The sequence below is a fragment of the Mesorhizobium sp. M0243 genome, assembly GCF_040321775.1.
Classification (GTDB): Bacteria; Pseudomonadota; Alphaproteobacteria; order Rhizobiales; family Rhizobiaceae; genus Mesorhizobium.
This window is the reverse complement of sequence record NZ_JAMYSF010000043.1, coordinates 15,297-35,891: the sequence shown is the minus strand read 5'-3', so window position 1 is coordinate 35,891 and position 20,595 is coordinate 15,297. Positions and strand designations below refer to the sequence as shown.

The 20,595-nt window shown below is 60.5% G+C and carries 14 protein-coding genes and 1 pseudogene; 6 read left to right on the top strand and 9 right to left on the bottom strand.

All coding sequences use genetic code 11. From position 1 onward, the window contains the following. Positions 1-133: 133 nt before the first annotated feature. The 7 genes and pseudogenes from NKJ11_RS31890 to NKJ11_RS31860 all read right to left on the bottom strand — a co-directional run bounded on the left by NKJ11_RS31890 (position 134) and on the right by NKJ11_RS31860 (position 7,828). The gene (locus NKJ11_RS31890) at positions 134-784 is read right to left on the bottom strand and encodes a YiaD family glycine zipper/OmpA-like lipoprotein (RefSeq protein ID WP_023812120.1); all 651 of its coding nucleotides are present in this window, start codon (positions 782-784) and stop codon (positions 134-136) included. A 176-nt stretch (positions 785-960) separates the two neighbouring features. Continuing rightward, positions 961-1,327: pseudogene (locus NKJ11_RS31885) on the bottom strand (GFA family protein). A 156-nt stretch (positions 1,328-1,483) separates the two neighbouring features. Continuing rightward, positions 1,484-1,861 carry a hypothetical protein gene (locus NKJ11_RS31880; RefSeq protein WP_128305863.1) on the bottom strand — a complete coding sequence of 126 codons (378 nt, stop codon included), beginning with the start codon at positions 1,859-1,861 and terminating at the stop codon, positions 1,484-1,486. Between the two features lie 286 nt (positions 1,862-2,147). Then, a complete protein-coding gene (locus tag NKJ11_RS31875) occupies positions 2,148-2,567 on the bottom strand; it encodes a GFA family protein (protein ID WP_352609673.1) in 420 nt (139 codons plus the stop codon). 78 nt (positions 2,568-2,645) lie between these two features. Beyond that, positions 2,646-3,777 (bottom strand): peptide chain release factor 2 gene (prfB, locus tag NKJ11_RS31870; RefSeq protein ID WP_127272597.1). Its coding sequence is split into 2 segments (ribosomal slippage): positions 2,646-3,710 and positions 3,712-3,777, totalling 1,131 coding nucleotides; the frame shifts between segments, so codons are not numbered across the junction. A gap of 118 nt (positions 3,778-3,895) precedes the next feature. After that, positions 3,896-6,352 carry a penicillin-binding protein 1A gene (locus NKJ11_RS31865; protein WP_352679400.1) on the bottom strand — a complete coding sequence of 819 codons (2,457 nt, stop codon included), beginning with the start codon at positions 6,350-6,352 and terminating at the stop codon, positions 3,896-3,898. Positions 6,353-6,565: 213 nt separating this feature from the next. Beyond that, complete coding sequence (locus NKJ11_RS31860) at positions 6,566-7,828, bottom strand: N-acetylmuramoyl-L-alanine amidase (RefSeq protein WP_352609664.1); 1,263 nt, start codon at positions 7,826-7,828, stop codon at positions 6,566-6,568. Positions 7,829-8,482: 654 nt separating this feature from the next. Here NKJ11_RS31860 and NKJ11_RS31855 point away from each other — a divergent pair. Continuing rightward, complete coding sequence (locus NKJ11_RS31855; RefSeq protein ID WP_352795056.1) at positions 8,483-11,422, top strand: Rne/Rng family ribonuclease; 2,940 nt, start codon at positions 8,483-8,485, stop codon at positions 11,420-11,422. A gap of 172 nt (positions 11,423-11,594) precedes the next feature. On the opposite strand, the gene NKJ11_RS31850 is transcribed toward NKJ11_RS31855, so the two are convergent. Both NKJ11_RS31850 and NKJ11_RS31845 read right to left on the bottom strand, forming a co-directional pair. After that, entirely contained in the window at positions 11,595-12,524 is a 930-nt protein-coding gene (locus NKJ11_RS31850; RefSeq protein ID WP_352795055.1) for a glutaminase, read from the bottom strand. Between the two features lie 4 nt (positions 12,525-12,528). Further along, positions 12,529-13,677 (bottom strand): pyridoxal phosphate-dependent aminotransferase, encoded by a 1,149-nt coding sequence (locus NKJ11_RS31845; RefSeq protein WP_352795054.1) that lies wholly within the window; start codon positions 13,675-13,677, stop codon positions 12,529-12,531. 236 nt (positions 13,678-13,913) lie between these two features. Here NKJ11_RS31845 and NKJ11_RS31840 point away from each other — a divergent pair, with 236 nt between their 5' ends. The 5 genes from NKJ11_RS31840 (at position 13,914) to aroQ (ending at position 20,574) form a co-directional block, all read left to right on the top strand. Further along, positions 13,914-14,558: an HIT family protein gene (locus tag NKJ11_RS31840; RefSeq protein ID WP_352795053.1), complete on the top strand. Its 645-nt coding sequence runs from the start codon at positions 13,914-13,916 to the stop codon at positions 14,556-14,558. Between the two features lie 642 nt (positions 14,559-15,200). Then, positions 15,201-17,627, top strand: coding sequence for a nucleoside triphosphate pyrophosphohydrolase (locus tag NKJ11_RS31835; RefSeq protein ID WP_352795052.1), 2,427 nt, complete (start codon positions 15,201-15,203; stop codon positions 17,625-17,627). Positions 17,628-17,731: 104 nt separating this feature from the next. Next, positions 17,732-19,126, top strand: a complete 1,395-nt coding sequence (locus NKJ11_RS31830) for a M48 family metalloprotease (RefSeq protein WP_352439931.1) — start codon at positions 17,732-17,734, stop codon at positions 19,124-19,126. A 61-nt stretch (positions 19,127-19,187) separates the two neighbouring features. Further along, a complete protein-coding gene (locus NKJ11_RS31825) occupies positions 19,188-19,991 on the top strand; it encodes a DsbA family protein (RefSeq protein WP_352795051.1) in 804 nt (267 codons plus the stop codon). A 148-nt stretch (positions 19,992-20,139) separates the two neighbouring features. After that, a complete protein-coding gene (gene aroQ, locus NKJ11_RS31820) occupies positions 20,140-20,574 on the top strand; it encodes a type II 3-dehydroquinate dehydratase (RefSeq protein ID WP_013531359.1) in 435 nt (144 codons plus the stop codon). Positions 20,575-20,595 lie beyond the last annotated feature (21 nt).

Sequence of the window (20,595 nt, the reverse complement as noted above, 5' to 3'; positions counted from 1 at the left end):
ATCTCAAAACACGAACAGGATGGAAACGAATCTCCATCCTGTTCGATAGGTCTTACCAGATCCTCATCCAGCCCAACTTAAGTGAACTGCATTACCCCCATGGGAGCCGTTTCGCATTGGTTTGCCGTGCAAATCAGGTGAGCGGCGACAGCTGGATCTCGACGCGGCGGTTCTGGGCGCGGCCTTCGGACGTGGCATTGGATGCGACCGGGCGCGTCTTGCCGAAGCCGGTGACTGCGAAGCGGCGCTGATCCACGCCCTGACCGGACAGATAGTTCGCGACCGCCAGAGCACGACGCTGCGACAGATCGAAATTGTGCTGGTCGCCACCGGTCGAATCGGTGTGGCCGAACACGTCGACCGTGGTCTGCTTGAACTTCTTCAGCACCAGCGCGACAGAGTTCAGGACCTGGTAGAAGCCGGGCTTCACCGCATCCTGATCCGAGTTGAAGGTGATGTCGGACGGCATGTTGAGAATGATCTGGTCGCCGCTGCGGGTGACGCTGACACCGGTGCCCTCGAGCTGCCGGCGCAGTTCGGCCTCGTTCTGGTCCATGGTGGCGCCGATGGCGCCGCCGGCCAGCGCGCCGATGCCGGCGCCGATCAGTGCGTTGCGGCGGTCATTGCCGCCGGCAAGCAGGCCAAGGCTGGCACCCGCCAGGGCGCCAAGGCCGGCGCCGGCCGCCGTGTTGGAAATCTTCTGGTCGCCCGTATACGGATCAGTGGTGGTGCAGGCGCTCACGAGCACAGCCGTCGCCACGACGACGAGCACAGTCTTTTTCATAGGATGGTCCCTCTCCAAGTCACGCCTTGCGGTGGCGCCAAATCAGCCCTTCCCGCGACTTGTACCACGAATTGCGGCGAAAAGCGGAACGGCAAAAGCGCCGCTCACGGCTTTTCCCGAGGGACCAATACGCGGTTGTGGCACCGTGTCGCCGTGCCGCAATCGTTTGGATCAGGCTACCAGAGGTTCTTGCCGTCTATGACGCCAACTTCGACTTTGTCGATATCGAAATCGTCGAACAGCCGCGCGTTGACGCTGATCTTGGGATTGTCGAAATCCGGCTCGCCGGTCGACCAGTCCGGCGTTTCGGTAAAGGTGCCGCAGCCGCAGGTGGCGCAAACCGTGCTTTACGGTTTTCGATCCCCAGCGGTAGAAAGAGACGTTCTCCATCGGGCTGGTGGGCTTGAATTGCGAAGGCACGTAGTAGGCCCAGAGCGAGCCGCGCTTCGAGCAGAAAGAACAAGTGCATTGCGTCACCGTCTGCGGTGCCTGCGAAACCTCGAATGTCGTCGCCTTGCAATGGCAGCTTGCCTTGATGATCATCAACGAACTCCTCCCGTCGCCCGCCACCCTGTGCGGCAAAGGCAGCATAACGAGGTGCTCCTGACAACTGTCTGTCAGCAGGCACACCCGAACCGCGCAAACCCGGCCTGCGGCCCGGTCACACGCGACCGCGGACGTCCGACCGCCGTCCTGTCGTCAATAGGAGCGCGGCGGCACGAACAGGCAGATTGTCTTGCCGGCGTCGAGGCCCGCTTGGTGCGCGCACCAATGGAACTCGCCGTCCGGGCTATCCTTGACACGCTTGTCGGTCATTGGAACGATCTCACCCGTGCCGGCGATGACATAGCCCTCGGGTTTCTCCAGCACTTCGCCTGTATGGGTCGTGCGACAATCATAGTTGGCGCAGCATGCGAACGGATAACTCCAGCCCTGTGGCTTTGCCGCCGTGGGCGTGGCGTCATGCGCGAAGGCAGGTGTCGTCAGCATTGCCATCGCGCCGATCGCGAACAGGGAAAACAAAAGTCGGCCAGCCGGTTGAACGGCATTGGCCGATCTGAGTGTGGCAGCAGACATGACGCGTTCCTTTCAAACGAGCTCAAGCGTTTCGCTTGCCCGTTCCCGGAACGTATCTTCCCAGTGGCCGGATCGTCGGGTCGCAGATATGCCGCGTCCGGCCATAAATGCTTTTTCTCTCCCAGCCCTTGGATGCTGAGCTGATTCCTTGGTCGGCGCAAGACGATGCATTCCCGACATCGTTCTATGGACGTCAGGTATCCGCTACCGCCGACGAGATGAGGCCAAGGTCAATTCCCGGCAAACGGGCGTCGGATAAACGGAATAGGCCCGCTGTGGTTCCAGCCTACTGCTGGTCAGAGCCGGCAATCACGTGCTCTTGATACTGCGGCAGGTCATCGGTGATGGTGGACCAGCCCGCCTTCGAACCGACGAAGATGTGCGCGGTCGGGCGGATGGATGGGTCGTCGACGAGGGTTCCCATGGCGACATGGACATAGGCCCCGTCGCGCACGAGCGAATAAAGCAAGGAGCCGCACCGGCCACAATGCGCGTTATGGCCGCTTTCGTCGCCGAAGATCAGGAGCTTGTCCTCGCCTTCGGTGAGGACAAGCTTTTCACGCTCGATACCGGCGAAAGGCTTGAAGGCCGAACCGGTGGTGCGCCGGCAGTCCGAACAATGGCAATTCGCGGCATAGATGAATTCGTCAGTGACCTCGTAGTGAACCGCACCGCAGAAGCACTTTCCGGTGAGCTTGCTCGGCAACACACTCCTCCGTCGCTGTGGTGCGCAGGGGTATGTTCAGATTGAGGTCAGCTAAACTCACCTGAACATGGACATATCCTAATCCAGGTCTGCTACGGCTTCGCCCGCGCCGCCCTCGATGCGCTGCGACAACGAGGCTTCCATGAAATCGTCGAGGTCGCCATCGAGCACGCTCGACGGGCTGGTGCTCTCGACGCCGGTGCGGAGATCCTTCACCAACTGGTAGGGCTGCAGCACATAGGAGCGGATCTGGTGACCCCAGCCTATATCGCTTTTCGACGCTTCGGTGGCGTTTGCAACCGCCTCGCGCTTTTTCAGCTCTTCCTCGTAAAGGCGCGAGCGCAGCATCTCCCAGGCCTTGGCCTTGTTCTTGTGCTGCGAACGTTCAGCCTGGCATGCGACCGCGATGCCGGTGGCCAGATGCGTGATGCGCACCGCCGAATCGGTGGTGTTGACGTGCTGGCCGCCCGAGCCTGACGAGCGATAAGTGTCGATGCGGACATCGGATTCGGAGACGTCGATCTCGATCGTGTCGTCGATGACCGGATAGACCCAGACGCTGGCGAAGGACGTATGCCGGCGCGCATTGCTGTCATAGGGCGAGATACGCACCAGGCGATGAACGCCCGATTCCGTCTTCATCCAGCCATAGGCATTGTGGCCTTTGATCATCAACGTTGCGGACTTGATGCCGGCCTCTTCGCCGTCATGCATTTCCAGCACTTCGACCTTGAAGCGACGGCGCTCGGCCCAGCGCGTGTACATGCGCAGCAGCATCGAGGCCCAGTCCTGGCTTTCGGTACCGCCGGCGCCGGCATGGATTTCGAGATAGGTGTCGTTGGAGTCTGCTTCACCCGACAGCAGCGTCTCGACCTGGCGGGCCTTCGCTTCGCCCTGCATCGAGCGGATCGCGGCTTCCGCCTCTGCGATCACCCCCTCGTCGCGCTCTTCCTCACCGAGCTCGATCAGTCCGATATTGTCTTCCAGCGCCTGCGTCAGGCCTTTCACCGAGGCGATGCCCTCTTCGAGGCCCTGGCGCTCGCGCATCAGCTTCTGCGCTTCCAGCGGCTCGTTCCAGAGGCTGGCGTCCTCGGCGCGCACATTGAGGTATTCAAGCCGCTTTATGGCCTGATCCCAGTCAAAGATGCCTCCTCAGCAGGGTTATCGCCTGCCTGATCTCGTCGACAATATTCTGCGTTTCCGCGCGCATGGCTGGCTGTTCTGTCCTGTTTGCTGAAGTCGGTTGGCGCGATACATAGGCAGGCCGCCGCCGGCTGTAAAGCAAAATGGGCTGGCGCCAAGGCCAGCCCATCCGCTCCTGAAAATCATCAGTAGAGGCCGCCGCCGCCGGACTGGATGGCTTGATTGGCCTGCGGCGACAGCGCGCCACCGGTGGCATTGGAGCCGTCGGCGCCCATGCCGATCACCCAATAGCTGTCGGCGGGACCGGTGCCCGGCTTGAAGGCTTCGATGATGGTTCCGGGATCGCCCGATGCGGCACGCATGCCGGTCTTGCGGTTGATGGCAACCAGGTTCATGCCTTCGGGCACCTTGAAGTCGACATTGGGCGTGCCATCCAGCGCCACCCGCATGAAGTCCTTGAAGATTGGTGCTGCGAGACCACCGCCGGTGGCGCCATGGCCGAGGCCGCGCGGCGTGTCGTAGCCCATGTAGAGGCCGACGACGAGGTTGGGCGTGTAGCCGATGAACCAGGCGTCCTTTTCGTCGTTGGTCGTTCCGGTCTTGCCGGCGATGTGGCGGCCGAGTTCATTGATGGTGGCGCCGGTGCCGCGCTGCACGACGCCTTCCATCATCGAGGTGATCTGGTAGGCGGTCATCGGATCGAGCACCTGCTCGGAATTGTCGACCAGTTCCGGCTCCGGCTGGTTTTGCCATTCAGGCGCATTGCAGCCCTGGCAGCCACGTTCGTCCTGCTTGAACACCGTCTTGCCGTAGCGGTCCTGGATGCGGTCGATGAGCGATGGTTTGATCGATTTTCCGCCGTTGGCCATGATCGAATAGGCCGACACCATGCGCATCACGGTGGTTTCGCCGGACCCCAGCGCCATCGGCAGGTAGGGCGCCAGATGGTCGTAGACACCAAAGCGCTCGGCATATTCGACGACCAGCTTCATGCCCATGTCATTGGCAAGCCGCACCGTCATCAGGTTGCGCGACTTCTCGATGCCGGAGCGTAGGGTCGCCGGACCGGCGACGGTGCCGTCATAGTTCTTCGGCGTCCAGCTCGTGTTGCCGCTCTGGATCGTGATCGGCCCGTCCATGATCACCGAGGCCGGCGTATAGCCATTGTCGAGGGCGGCCGAATAGACGATCGGCTTGAACGAGGAGCCCGGCTGGCGCATGGCTTGCGTGGCGCGGTTGAATTCGGACTGCGCGTAGGAGAAGCCGCCGACCATGGCCAGCACGCGGCCGGTGTGCGGGTCCATGGCGATCAGGCCGCCTTCCACTTCGGGCACCTGGCGCAGGCTGTAGGCGCCATCGGCACCATCGTTTTTCTGCACGAAGATGACGTCGCCCGGCTTCAGCACCTCCGCCGGCGACTTGGCCTTGACGGTCTTGCCGGCAACCACATGGCGCATGGCAAAACCCATGTCCTCCTTGCTGATGGTGCCTTCGACGCGCTCCTTGACGATCTCGCCCGACGCCTGCCGTGCCGGCTGCAGGCCGATCGACAGCCCGGTCGCCGAACTGTCGAGCACGACGGCGAGCGACCATTCGGGGACATCCTCCAGCCCCTTGACGGCGCCAAGCGGCACGCCCCAGTCGCCCGACACGTCGATCGATGTCACCGGCCCGCGATAGCCGCGCAGCGTGTCGTATTTCATCAACCCGTTCTGCATCGATTTGCGGGCAATGAGCTGGATCTTCGGATCGAGCGTGGTGCGGACGGAGAGACCGCCTTCGTAAAGCGCGTTCTCGCCGTAGCGGGCGATGATCTGGCGGCGCACCTCTTCGGTGAAGTACTCGCCGGCGAACAGATAGGTGCCGCTGCGCCGCGGCGTCACGCCCAGCGGCTCGGCCTTGGCCTTGTTGCCCTCCTCACGCGTGACGTAGCCGTTCTCGACCATCTGGTCGATGACCCAGTTGCGGCGCTCGATCGCGCGATCGGCATGCTTGAAAGGGTGGTAGTTGTTCGGCCCCTTGGGCAGCGAGGCCAGGTAGGCGGCCTCGGCCACGGACAGTTCGTTGACCGACTTGTCGAAATAGGTCAGCGCCGCACCGGCGACGCCATAGGCGCCGAAGCCGAAGAAGATTTCGTTGAGGTAGAGCTCGAGGATGCGATCCTTGGGATAGGCCTGCTCGATGCGGAAGGCGAGGATCATCTCCTTGATCTTGCGCTCGTAGGTCTGGTCCGAGGACAACAGGAAGTTCTTCGCCACCTGCTGGGTGATCGTCGAGGCACCGACCTGACGCCGGCCCGAGCCGAGATTCTGCAGGTTGACGATGATGGCGCGGCCGAGGCCGGTCACATCGATGCCCGGGTGGTTGTAGAAATTCTTGTCTTCGGCCGACAGGAAGGCCGCCTTGACGCGGTCCGGTATGGCCTGGATCGGCAAATACAGGCGCCGTTCGCGCGCGTATTCGGCCATCAGCGCGCCGTCAGACGCGTGGATGCGGGTGGTCACCGGCGGCTCGTATTTGGCCAGCACCTCGTAGTCGGGCAGATCCTTCGACAAATGGCCGATATAGATGGCAACGCCCGCCGCGACCAGAAGGGCCAGCGTCGTGCCGATGCCGAAAAAATAGCCAATGAGACGAATCATACCCGCTCCAGTCCTTGGTTCGGGAATTTCCTAGACGAAGCCGCCTTTCGCGCAAGCTTTCGAGCCGGTCCCAATCCGTAATCGAAAACCCTTGTCGCCGCCATGTGGACAAAATACGGCAATGCCTGATTTCGCGGTCGCGAGCCGGAAATAAAAGCATTGGGTGTTGTCGTCGCGCAACGCCGCCTCTGGTTGCAGGCGCCGCCGGTCATGTCAACCTCCGGTTCCCGGTCCGGCCTTGGCCGACGCGAACAGCGCGACGGCGTTGGTTATGCTCTGGGCCGCCTTGCCGCGCCAGTCGGCGTTGAGCAACTGCGCCTCGTCCTTGGCGTTCGAGAGATAACCGAGTTCGACCAGCACTGACGGCACGTCGGGTGCCTTGAGCACCTTGAAGCCCGCCGAACGCTGGGGATTGTTGATCAGGCCGACGCTGGTCGACAACTGGCCGACCAGCGTGTGGGCGAAACTCATCGAGAAATTGTGCGTTTCGCGGCGGATCAGGTCGATCAGGATGTCGGTGACTTCCTTGTTGTCGTTCTTGATTTCCATGCCGGCGAACTGGTCGGAGAGGTTTTCTCGGTCGGCAAGCGCCTGCGCCTCGGGATCCGAAGCCTTGTCGGAGACGGTGTAGACGGTGGCGCCGCGAATGCCTTTGACGCTGATCGTGTCGGCATGGATCGAAATAAGCAGGTCGGCCTCATGCTGACGGGCAATGCGCACGCGATCGTCCAGACGCAGGAATTCGTCTGTGTCGCGCGTCATGAACACATCATAATTGCCGACGGCTGCGAGTTTGTCCCGCAGCTCCGTGGCGAAGGCCAGCGTGACATTCTTCTCGATGGTGCCGTTCAGGCCCTCGGCACCGCCGTCGATGCCACCATGGCCGGGATCGATGACGACGGTGAACCGATGGCCCGGATTGGAAACCGGCCCGGTGCCGACCCGCCCTCCCTTGTCGGTCGAAACGGTCGATCCGGTGGTCAGCGCCTGATTGGCCAGCGCCACATCGAACTCGCGCTCGGATGCCGCCGACATGTCGATGGCAATGCGGTAGCCGGGTCCGTCCTCGTTCTTGAGCAGGTCGAGCTTGTCGACCGCAAAGGGACCCTTGCCGGTGAGGACCAGCCGCGAAACGCCCTCGCCGAGCGCGCCCAGGCGCACGCTCTTGACCAGGCCCCGCGCCTTCAAATCCTTGGCATCAACGGCGAATCTCGTATTCGCGAGATCGATGACAAGACGGTTGGGGCCGCGCAGCAGGAACCATTTGATACCGGGTTCGCGATCGAAGTCCATGACGATGCGCATCTTGGTGGCATCGCCCGCCATCTTGTAACCTTTTGCCACGAGCGGAGCGTCGGCGGCATTGGCATTTGAGGACAGGGCAGATGAGACCGCCAGCAGCAGCAAGAGGGCGAAAGCGGCCAGGATCCGGCCGCCGACACGACATCCCTTGTCTGTGAAGTCCGCCAATCCCATCTCTCTTCCAGTCGCTCCCGGTTTGGCGCCCGGCGCCCGGTCATTTCGTCCATATGCCGGTTAGGCCGCGAACTCGATTAACGATTGGTATCCAGAGAAGGTTAACCAAGCCTTTTCATGCAAGGGCGGCAAGCCTAGCTTACGCTACGGAACGGCTTTTTGCCGGCATCGGAAATCGGGGTTGCCTTCCATCCCGCCAAATCATAAAAGCGATGGTGGATCACTGCAATCCTGGAACCGCCCTCCTCCGCAGCTTCTTGCTACAGGGTCAGATGTAAAGGCGGCTCCTTTCGCTTCAGGCGAAAAGGGTTCAGGTGATCGCGACGAATTTCGCAGGCGTGCTCCCGTGGCGGGGGAATCGCCTGCGTGAGGAAAACGGCCGGGTTTGTTCCCGCGCCGGCTCTGTATGAGCAAACAAGCTGGTCCGGTTCATCCGGGCTTTGGTTCAAAAGGTTCTGCTGGTGACGATGGCTTCAAGCGCAATCATGGAAAGGTCCGCATCAAACCGCGCCATTATGGCTGCGGGCGGCACCGCCATGGCGCTCAAGCGGCGGCCGGCGGACGTTCAAATATCCGGCACCCACATTCCAGACACGCAGCAGCAGGCTTTGCCTCGCAAGCTGCGGCTGACGGCTGCCGGGGGGAAACGAAATAATGCCCAACAAAATGCTGATAGACGCCTCCCACCCGGAGGAAACACGCGTTGTCGTCGTACGCGGTAACCGTATTGAAGAATTCGACTTTGAATCCCAGGACAAGAAGCAGCTCAAAGGAAACATCTACCTAGCCCGCGTAACGCGCGTAGAGCCCTCCCTTCAGGCAGCCTTTGTCGAATATGGCGGCAACCGTCACGGTTTTCTCGCCTTCAGTGAAATTCACCCCGATTACTACCAGATTCCGGTCGCCGATCGTCAGGCACTGCTACGCGCGGAAGCGCAGGAGGCCGAGGACGAGGAGAACGAGGACGGCGACGGCGATGACCGTCAGAGCCGCGATCGCGGACGGCGCGGCCGCCGGCGCGGCGGAAAGCCCCGTGACCGGGGTGAGCACAAGCGCGATGCAGCCGATTCCGGCGAGGCAAACGACGCTGCCGACGAGGCAGAAGAAGCCGCCGACGCTGGTTTCGAAGAGATCTCGCACACGTCCGAGATCATCGAACATGCGGCCGATACGTCCGAACATGCCGATGCGTCCGAACATGGCGAGGATTCCGCCGAGCAGGACGAAGGCGAAACCCGCGAAGGCGGCCCGACGTCGATCGCCGCCTCGGTCGAGGGCGATGTGATTTCCGAAGCCGTTCCGCAGGCCGAACAAGGCAGCGAAGCGACCTCCGGCGACAATGATCGCGGCATGCTGGAAGAAGTGCAGTCCTCGCATCCGGACGATCACGAGGTCGAATCGGTCGGCGCCGAGGACGCGCTGGAGGAAGTGCGCAACCGTCGCAAGCCGGTGCGCCGCCAGTACAAGATCCAGGAAGTGATCAAGCGCCGGCAGATCCTCTTGGTGCAGGTCGTCAAGGAAGAGCGCGGCAACAAGGGGGCGGCGCTGACCACCTACCTGTCGCTTGCCGGCCGCTATTCGGTGCTGATGCCGAACACGGCGCGTGGCGGCGGCATTTCGCGCAAGATCACCAGCGCCGTCGACCGCAAGCGCCTGAAGGAGGTCGTTGCCGATCTCGAAGTGCCGCAGGGCATGGGCGTGATCCTGCGCACCGCCGGCGAGAGCCGCACCAAGGCCGAGATCAAGCGCGATTACGAATATCTGATGCGGCTTTGGGAAAATGTCCGCAATCTCACCTTGCAGTCCACGGCCCCTGCCCTGGTCTACGAGGAAGGCAGCCTGATCAAGCGCTCGGTGCGCGACCTCTACAACAAGGATATCGACGAGATTCTTGTCTCCGGCGAGGAAGGCTACCGCGAGGCCAAGGACTTCATGCGCATGCTGATGCCGAGCCACGCCAAGGTGGTTCAGCCGTTCCGCGACACGACGCCGATCTTCGTGCGCAACGGCATCGAGGCGCAGCTCGACCGCATGCTGCAGCCGCAGGTGACGCTGAAGAGCGGCGGCTACATCATCATCAACCAGACCGAGGCGCTGGTTGCCATCGATGTCAATTCGGGCCGCTCCACCAAGGAGCATTCGATCGAGGACACCGCGCTCCACACCAATCTGGAAGCGGCCGAGGAAGTCGCGCGTCAACTCAGGCTGCGCGATCTGGCCGGCCTGATCGTCATCGACTTCATCGACATGGAGGAGAACCGCAACAACCGCTCCGTCGAGAAGCGGTTGAAGGATCACCTCAAGAACGATCGTGCGCGCATCCAGGTCGGCCGTATCTCGCATTTCGGCCTGATGGAGATGTCCCGCCAGCGCATCCGCGCCAGCGTGCTGGAATCGACCATGAAGCCTTGCCCGCATTGCGGCGGCACCGGCCATGTGCGCTCCGATTCGTCGGTCGCGCTGATGGTGGTGCGGGCGATCGAGGAATTCCTGCTCAAGGATTCGCGCAGCCACATCACGGTACGGACGCCGGCGGCGACCGCACTCTACGTGCTCAACCACAAGCGCGGCACGCTGGTCGAACTCGAAAGCCGCTTCGGGCTGACGATCACCGTCGAGGCCGACGATTCGGTCGGTTCGCAGCACTATGCGATCTTCCGCGGCGCGCTGGCTGAAAAGCCGGAAGGCTTTGTCGAGGCGCGCAGCTTCCCGGCCTATGTCGAGCCGGAAGAGCCCGAGGACGAGATTGTCGTCGCCGAGGAGGAGGATGACGAGGCGCCGGTCCAGGCCGAACAGCCACGCCAGCAGCCGCAGCAACAACCCCGACCTGCTGCCGCCGGTGGCGAGGAAGGCGAAGGCCGCGACCGCAAGCGCCGCAAGCGCCGGCGTCGGCGCGGCGGCAAGGATCGCGATCGCGAACATGGCGCCCCGGCGGACGGTGCTTCCGTCTCGGCTCCGGCCGGCGAGTTTTCGGACCCGGACTCGGCCGCCAGCGACGGCGACACGGAAACGGACGACAACGCTCCTGTTGGTGTTGCCGAAACGTCTGAGACAGCTGAAGCTTCAGACGAAGGCCAAGGCAAAAAGCGCCGGCGCGGCAAGCGCGGCGGCAAGCGCAACCGCCGCGAGGACGGTGAAGGCGAGGCCGAGGCAAGTGCTGGCGAAGCAGCCGACGCGTCCGAAGTCGAAGTCTCGGCAACCGAGGTGATCGCCAGCGAGCCGGTGGTTACCGCAGCGGCCGAAGAGCCGGTGGCGCTTGCTCCGGCCAATGACGACGCGCCGAGCACGGAGAAGCCCAAGAAGCCACGCCGTGCCGCCAAGCCGAAGAAGGCCGCGGCCGAAATCGTCGCCGAAGAGCCGGCTGCCGAGGCGGAAGCACCTGTCGAGACGCCGGCTACGGCGTCCGACGAGGCAGCGGCTGTCGAGAAGGCGCCGAAGGCCCGCCCGTCGCGGCGCAAGCCGGCGGCGGTGAATGCGCCGGTCGAGCCGGTGGTGTCTTCGACCGTAGCGGAAGAACCCGCGGCCAAGACCGAGGACAAGACCGAGGACAAGCCGAAACGCGGCGGATGGTGGCAGCGGAAGGGCTTTTTCTAAGCCTTTCAGCCACCTGAGCTAGTTCTCTGACAAAAAAATCCCGCGCCGTCTCGAAGACGGTGCGGGATTTTCTTATCTGGCGTTATGCCGGATCGCGAAAGGGCTAAAACGCTTCTTTGATTCCAAGCATGTCGTTGTCCCAAAACCGCTGCGCACTTTTGGGCGACATGCATCACGGCGCGAAGATCGACCAGTTCATCATCCTGGCCAGCTTTTCCAGCGCGATCGACCCCAGCTTGGAGTTGCCGTTGGCATTGAGACCTGGCGACCAGACGGCAAGCGACGCCACGCCCGGCACGATGCCCAATATGCCGCCGCCGACACCGCTCTTGCCGGGGATGCCGACGCGGAAGGCGAAATCGCCGGAGCCGTCATAATGGCCGCAGGTCAGCATCATGGCGCCGATGCGGCGTGCCCGTTCGGCCGACACCACGGAATGCCCGGTTGCCGGGTTCTTGCCGCCATTGGCGAGGAAGCGGCCGGCGAGCGCAAGTTGCCGGCAACTCATGGCGATGGCGCAGTGGTGGAAGTAGACGCCCAGCGCCAGCTCCGGCGCATGATGGAGATTGCCGAAGGATTTCATGTAGTTGGCAAGCGCGAAGTTGCGGTAGCCGGTGGCCCGTTCGGAGGCCGCGACCTCCCGGTCGATAATGATCATCTCGTCATCGGCCAGGAACTGAATGAAGCGCAGGATCTCGCCGATCGCTTCGCGCGGCTGGTGGCCGGCAAGCAGGATATCGGAAATGACGATGGCGCCGGCATTGATGAACGGGTTGCGCGGAATGCCGTTCTCATGCTCGAGCTGCACGATCGAGTTAAATGGATTGCCTGACGGCTCGCGCCCGACCCGCTGCCACAGCGCGTCGCCGACATTGCCGAGCGCCAGTGTCAGGGTGAACACTTTCGAGATGCTCTGGATGGAAAAGGCCTGGTCGGCATCGCCGGCCATCAGCACGCGGCCGTCGTTGGTGACCGCTGCGATGCCGAATTTCTTCGGATCGACCTTGCCCAGCTGCGGAATGTAGGAAGCGACGTCACCGCGATCGGTGCGATCGGCCATTTCGGCTGCGACTTCGGCCAATGCCTGTTCAAGTTCCGGCATGTTGCTAACTCAACCAGCGTTCCATGCGCGTTATTGCCTCGACCATGTCGTCGTGGCTGCCGGCGTAGGAGAAACGCATGGTCCGATGCCCAGCCTGAGTGTCGAAGTCGCGGCCGGGCGTTGCCGCCACATGCGCCTCGGCCAGCATCTTTCGCGCGAAGGCCATGCTGTCATCGGTATGCCTGGTGACATCACAGAAGGCATAAAAGGCGCCGTCCATGGGCGCCGCCAGCGGAAAGCCGAGTTCCGGCAGGCGTTTCATCAAGAGCTCGCGATTCCAGGCATAGCGACCCTTGACCGCTTCCAGTTCCTCGGTCGCCCTGAACGCCTCGATCGCGGCGATCTGCGACAGCTCCGGCGGCGAGATGTAGAGGCTCTGGGCGACGCGCTCGACGGGCCGCACCAGGTCTTGCGGCAGCACCATCCAGCCGATGCGCCAGCCGGTCATGCAGTAATATTTGGAGAAGGAGTTGATCACCGTCACATCGCCGCCATAGGCAAGCGCCGTGGTGTCGGGGGCGGCATAGGCCAGCCGGTGATAGATTTCGTCGGAGATGACGGCGATGCCGAGCTCTTGTGCCGTCCTCACCAGAACCGCCAGTTCATCGGCCGGTATGACCGCGCCGGTTGGATTGGCGGGGCTGGCGAAGAGAACGCCTTTCAGCGGCTTTTCACGATGCGCGGTCTCGAGATGGCCGGCATGCAGGTAGGCGGCGTCGCCGAGCTCGATCTCGACCACGTCGATGCCGAGTGCGGCCATGATGTTGCGATAGGCCGGGTAGCCGGGTGCCGCGATGGCGACGCGGTCACCCGGATCGAACATCGCCAGGAAGGCAAGGTTGAAGGCGGCCGACGATCCAGTGGTTACCGCGATCCGGCCGGGCTCGATATCAAGCCCGTAATGATCGGCGTAGTGTCCGGCGATCGCCTTGCGCAAGCCTGCCAGTCCCAGCGCGTCGGTGTAGCCGATGCGTCCATCCTGCAGCGCCTTGGCGGCTGCGGCGCGAACCAGAACCGGTGCGGGATCGGAGGGCTGGCCGACGGCCATCGAAACAACCGGCACGCCTTGGGACTTCAGCCGGTTTGCCTCTGCCAGAATGTCCATGGCATGGAAGGGCTCGACATTGCCACGGCGTGAGAGCGAAACGACCATTTAACCAGTATTCCCGATGACTGACGGCGCCAGGCACTGGCGCATGTGCCGCACAAATGCCCGATTGATGTGAGGATCACAAGGCGCCTCCGCTCCTGAACCGAAGAGGCCGCTTCCAACACTATCGGCTAGAGAGGACAAGTTTTCCGCTGAGCGGTCTTACTCTAGAAAGGTTGGCTGGTTACATTTAGTCGAGTCGACGCTATGATGGGTGGCAGCTTGCCGGGAGTCAGAAAATGAGCGATCTGAAATTGGGTTCCGACAACACACCCAGATTTCAATGGGTCATCCAAAATGATCCTATCGGGCCAAATCTCCCCTATGACGTAGAACTTCGAAACCATTCAGTTGCGGGTGTGGTGCCGACAAAAGGCTCTCTCGTTGAAAATTGGATGCTCGTGATCCCGCGTCAGCCTTTGCCATCATTGGCGGACGCTTCCATTAATGTACGCAAAGAGGTCTTGCAGATCGGTCGACACGAGTCGGCAGCTGGAACTGGTAGCAAAGAGCGTTGGTTCAACTTTGAACATGGCTCAAGAAACGCCGGTGACGTCATTGGGTGTGGAGTTGATCAGGCTCACCTCCATGTGGTTCCGCTACCGTTTGATCTGCTTCGTGTCGCAACCACAAACCAACAGGATTTGGCGTGGTTCGAAGTTAATACTCATGACCCTTGGAGCGAAATTCCAGTTGGGGTAGACTATTATCTTGTCTCTGATTTTCTACAGACATTTCTAGCATATCCAGCGACGGGGGAATCCCAATATTTTCGTAAGTTGATTGCCAGGGAACTGGGGCAGCCTGACAGATGGGACTACCGAAAATATGGATGCGAAACCAACGTCAAGGCCACTATCGACTCCAGACACCTCCGGAACTGAACCAGTCGGAACTGGCAATGTTCGAAACGAGCCGTTCGAACAACCTAGCATCACTAATCTCGCTTCTCTTACAGACGGCAGGCGGCCGGGCGAATTTAAGTCTGTCTATAGCTGTAGTGCTTGGTTTCAGATAATATCAGAACTGATATATCTTTCGGCAGTCCTAGCGGGATCGTCGATCCTTCTGGTCGCGCTTGCTCGAACCCAGATATTAGGTATCCCGTTTCTATTTCCAGACTTTTTCGGAGCACCGTCAGAGGCCAACACGCTCCCCGTTTGGACAGCAGCAGCTTTGGCAGGGCTGTGCGGGGGTGCCGCAGCTGCTCTGAAATGGCTCTACCACAGCGTCGCAAAGCAGCAGTGGCATAGGGACCGCGTCGTGTGGAGAATTGTAGTCCCGCCGCTGTCGGCCGTGTTGTCAGTTTTCACAGGTCTAATGATTATTTCTGGCCTGATACCTTTTTTTAGCAAGACCCCCTTCTCAAATTGTGCAGCTGGTGCAGCATTTGGATTCTTTGTCGGATTCTTCTCGGACAATCTTTTAGCTTCGCTGCAAAAGCTGGCTTTCAAGGTTTTCGGCACAATCAGTAAAGATGACTGATACGAATCTGAACCGAATAATAACCAAGGTGGTCGGGATCGATGTATGTTCATCCTGCGATCGGTAGTTATCCTGTGGACGAACACGGAAAGGTTGGACGAAAAGTCAGAGGAATACTGACCATCCCTTCACCCTGGAGACCTCCATTCTTTGTAGTGAGCGCCACAGCCTATCGAAACTGGCAATCTAGTGGAGAAACAAGGAGGCTAGATATACTTGCAAGAATTGCGACTGAGGTTTGCGCCGAGTCTGAAAAATTTGGGGAAACCTGGCGATCTGGCATAATTCTGCGGTCTAGTGCTCTTGAAGAAACCCTAGCTGACCGTGGCGCTTATTTGTCTGTCCCTGTTCCGGCTGACTACGATGAGCAGAAAATCGCCGATCACATAGCCAGAATTTATGAGCACTTTGAGGTTAACGCGTCGACGGATGCATTGGCGCTTCTGGTGCAACCATATTTGCCTGGCCCACAAATGTTCTTGGGCCATATGTCCAACGAACGTCGTGCATCCAAAACCGTAAACCAGTGGATGTTTGAGCTGGAGGCAGGCGGCCACGGCCGCTTCAACTCTCAACGAGCTAGAGAGCCGTCTACGGAACTGCCACTTAGAACGACGTTTCGCCCGACAGCGCTGATATCGAGAATGCGCGAAGTTGGCCGATGGTGCACGAATCTCGATCGTGGCCCTACACATGTCGAGTGGGCGTGGTCAGACAACAGACTTTGGCTACTTCAGATCGATTTCGAAGACGAAAGCCCTGATGACGGCGTCGACCCCACCCAACTAATACGACCTGCTGACACAGCGCCTATCAAAATCGGAGATATTGCACCACTCAATTTGGCAGATCAGAATCAGACGACTGGGTGGCCTAAATTAGATAAAATAAGAAATTTATCGAGCCCGAGAACAGACCGATATCCAAATCTGTACTACATCGCCGGGGATAATTTCGGTCTGAAATCAGAGTTCCGGCCAAGGCTATTAAATGCCATCTATCAAGTTACAAACGGACGAGCGGTGTGCCGCACTGATTGTACCGCTGACGGCATTGAGAAATACAACCTCCCCCGTACGCATTCGGTGTCTCCTGAGCAAGCAGTCGAGTTTATGGAACGCACGCTCGAAAGTTTGCAGTTGCGCGGAGCCAAGGCCTCCCAAGTTTGTTTTGTTATTCACCGATTTATCCCTGCGTTAGCTTCGGCTTGGTCGCAGGCGGACCATACGTCACAGATCGTGCGAGTGGACTGTCTCTGGGGTATCCCCGATGGCCTGCAGTTTCTGCCACATGATTCTTTCGAGTACGACGTTAAAGCGCAAAAAGTTACCTCCGAGCAGATTCGCTATAAACTTGCGTTCTTCCAGGAGACGGTCTCCGGGGCGTGGGAGGAAGTTCGCGTCCGGCGGCGCCTTGCGCGAAGCAAATCAGTCAGTTCGGCCGATGTGGAAGAAATTGCGCGGATCACCCATACAATCGCACTGAACCTTCGCAAAAAAGTTCAAATTATGTGGTTCGTGGGAATCCCAGAAACACTTGGAATTGGACGTACATTGCCGTGGTACCAAGCCGAGCCAACGGAGTTGCCAGTTAGGCGAAGCGCAGTGCCGCAAATGCGAAAGAGATTCCTGCTTCGTACTACAGGTGACATCGAGAAGGCGGGGAATTTGCCCAAAGGTCGCTTTGTGTTGGATATCCACCCTGACGTTGATTTGGTGCGGAATGATGATCAATTCCTTACGGAGATAGCCAAGGTCTCTCGCAAGATTGACGCTCCGATTGAGTTGCACGGCTCAGCGTTGGGGCACGCATACTACGTGTTGTCCCGCCAGGGCGTGACGGTGATGTCTGCGGCTGAACGAGCGTATCCCAGAACAAGGGGAAAGCAGCATTTTATGAAACTCGTACGCGATCAAATACCCAGTTCGATCATGGAGAGAGGCGAGACGACCGTTTTGGCGAAACTTCCTAAAAGTGAAATTCGAAAGGCGTTGATTGCCAAGCTTTTTGAGGAAGGACAAGAAGTCCTTAGCGCGAGTACCCATGAAGACATCACAACCGAGCTAGCGGATGTTCTTGAAGTCATCCGCTCCATTGCGACGGCCACCGGAGTGAACTGGAAAGACGTCGAGCAAGCCGCCGATCAAAAACGTCTTAGGCGCGGAGGTTTTGATGAGGGAACCGTTCTTCTCGAAACTGCATGGCCAAAATCTGTCGTGAAGACTGAACCGTTCTCTCGCGAAATCTCTTTGAATGAGTTGTCCGAGAAATCTGAAACGTTTGACAAAGTCTCGGCAAACTTCTCGGCGCTTGTAGCCGGCGGCCTTCTGCTGAGATTCAAAGATGGCAGCGGCGTGAAATTGTCGGTTTCGCTTTCGGCAAACGGAATCGAAATTTCAAAAGGGCTCGAACATGAAACCGACACGCAGTTCGCCTTGAAAGGCTTAGAGCAGCGAGGCGATCCATAAGACCTGAGTAGTGAGCCGGTGGCCATTCGTGAGGATCACAAGTTGAGGAAGTTTCCGGCGCCGACTTTTCATCTTTCGCCCGCTCGTCTACCAGTGGAGCCATCATGTTGAGCCGACCCAGATCGACGATTGCCCAGGCAGCGCGCGTCTTCGCGACGCTTTCGCTTGGCGTTGCCGTTGCAATGGCGAGCTCGGTCAGTGCCTTCGCCCAGAACGTGCCGGTGGTGCGCGACGCCGAGATAGAGGCGCTGGTGCGCGATTACGCGCGGCCGATCTTCAGGGCGGCCGGCCTGGCGAATGACGGCATCGACATCGTTCTGGTCAACGACCAGAGTTTCAACGCGTTCGTCACCGGGCGCCGGCTGTTCATCAACACCGGCGCGCTGATGACGGCTGAAACGCCCAACGAGATCATCGGCGTCATCGCGCACGAAGCCGGCCATATCGCCGGCGGCCACCAGCAGAAGCTGCGCGACCAGCTCGAACGAGCCAAGACGATGGCCGTCATCGCGACATTGCTTGGCGCCGGCGCCATTGTCGCCGGTGCCACAACCAGCAGCCGCGGTCTCGCCGGCGCTGGCATGGGCGTGGCCGCTGGCGGCGGCGAGATGGCACAGCGCAGCATCCTCGCCTACCAGCGCACCGAGGAGATGACGGCCGACCGCTCGGCGATCACTTATCTCAACGCCACCGGCCAGTCCGGCATGGGCATGCTGAAGACATTCCGCCGCTTCCAGACCGCACTGTCGCTTTCGGGCGCCCAGGTCGATCCGTATCGGATCAGCCATCCGATGCCGCAGGACCGCATCGCCAATCTCGAAGTGCTGGTGAAACAGGACCCCAATGTTGACAGGCCGGACCCGCCCGCGCTGCAGCAGCGCCATGACATGATGCGGGTGAAGATCGCCGTCTACATGGAAGGCCAGGCGGCCGCGTCGCGGCTGATGCGAAAGATGCAAGGAACCCTCGCCGCGCAGTACGGCGACGCCCAATCTACCTACCTGTTCGGCAACATCGCCGCCGCTCTCGCCAAGACCAATGCATTGATCAAAGCGCAGCCGAAGAATGCCTACTTCCAGGAACTGCGCGGCGACATCCTGATGAAAGCAAACAAACCCAAGGAAGCTGCGGACGCTTACGCCAAGGCGGTCAGCCTCGATTCGGCTCGGTCCGGTCTGCTGCCGGTGTCCGTGGGTCAGGCGCTGATGGCCGTCGGCACGCCCGACTCCCTCAAAAAAGCCGTCGTGCAGATCAACAATGGCCTCGGTCGCGACAAGGAAAATTCAGCCGGATATCGCTATCTGGCACAGGCCTATGGCGAGCTGGGTGACATACCTGGCGCGGAACTTGCCACCGCCGAAAGCCATTTCTATTCCGGCAACTACAAGGATGCGAAGATTTTCGCCATGCGGGCGCAACAGCAGATGAAACGCGGCGAGCCGCGCTGGCTTCGCGCCCAGGATATCATAAACTACAGGCCGTCAACCAAGATCAAGTGAACCTTCCGGTCGCGCGCCACGACATAGCCAGACCGGAAAACAGGTAGAAGGAACAGGAACGATGAAAAAGGCACTGCTCATGGGCACCACGGGGGTTGCGGTCGCCCTGGCCATGCTGGCTTTCGGATTCGTTGCCGGAAACCCGCAGATCGCCAAGGCCGGTACCGCGCAGCCGGTCGAGACGGCGGCGGCCGATACCAAGATCGACCGCACCGAGGTCGAAGGCATCATCCGCGACTATTTGTTGAAAAACCCGGAAGTCCTCCTGGAGGTCCAGGATGCGCTTGAGGCCAAGCAGAAGGAAGAGCAGCGCATCGCTCATCTCGGCGTGATCAAGGATGCCAAGGACCAGATCTTCAACTCCGCCTTCGACGGCGTCGTCGGCAATCCCAACGGCAAGGTCACCATCGTCGAGTTCTACGACTACAATTGCGGCTTCTGCAAACGCGCCATCGACGACATGCAGGCGCTGACCAAGACCGATCCGGACCTGCGTTTCGTGCTCAAGGAATTCCCCATCCTCGGACCGGATTCGCAGAAGGCGAGCGTGGTTTCGATGGCCTTCCACCTGATGCACCCGGAAAAGTACGGCGAGTTCCACAATGCGTTGCTCGGCGGCCAGGGACGCGCCACCGAGGCGGCGGCCATGAAGGTCGCGCTATCGCTCGGCGCCGACGAAGCGGCGCTGCGCGAGAAGATGAAGGACCCGACAATCAACGAGGCCCTCGCCAAGACCTACGATCTTGCCAACAAGCTGGCGATCACCGGAACGCCGTCCTATGTCGTCGGCAACGAGGTGGTGTTCGGGGCGCTCGGGAAGGAAGTGCTGGCTGAAAAGATCGAGGCGGCGAAGGCCGCGCTCTGATCTTGCTCGCCAGCTATTTCTCACGGGCACATTTCCGCCTGTTGTGGACAGTGAAAGAACGCACTTGCGCTCTTTCCGCGGGCGGCTATGCCCATTATAGAGGGCCCAGCGCGCCGGCTTGATGACGGCGCCGGGAAAGGTCGGCTTTTTGAAAACGGTTTTCGTCCTGAACGGTCCCAATCTCAACGCGCTCGGCAAGCGCGAGCCGGGCATCTATGGCGGCAAGACGCTTGCGGCGATCGCCGACGACTGCAAGCAGGCAGGCACGGCGCTGGGGTTCGAGATCGATTTCCGCCAGTCGAACCATGAGGGCGACCTTGTCGACTGGATTCAGGAAGCCGGCGACAAGGCTGTCGGCATCGTCATCAATCCGGGCGCCTACAGCCACACCTCGATTGCCATCCACGACGCCATCCGCGCCGTCGCACCGTTGCCGGTGGCCGAAGTTCATCTTTCCAACATCCATGCGCGGGAACCATTCCGCCACGTCTCCATGGTCGCGCCGGTCGCCGTCGGCATGATCTGTGGCTTTGGGCCGCTCGGCTATACGCTGGCGCTACAGGCGCTGGCCGCACGCCTATGACCGGCCAACAAACAGAAGGCT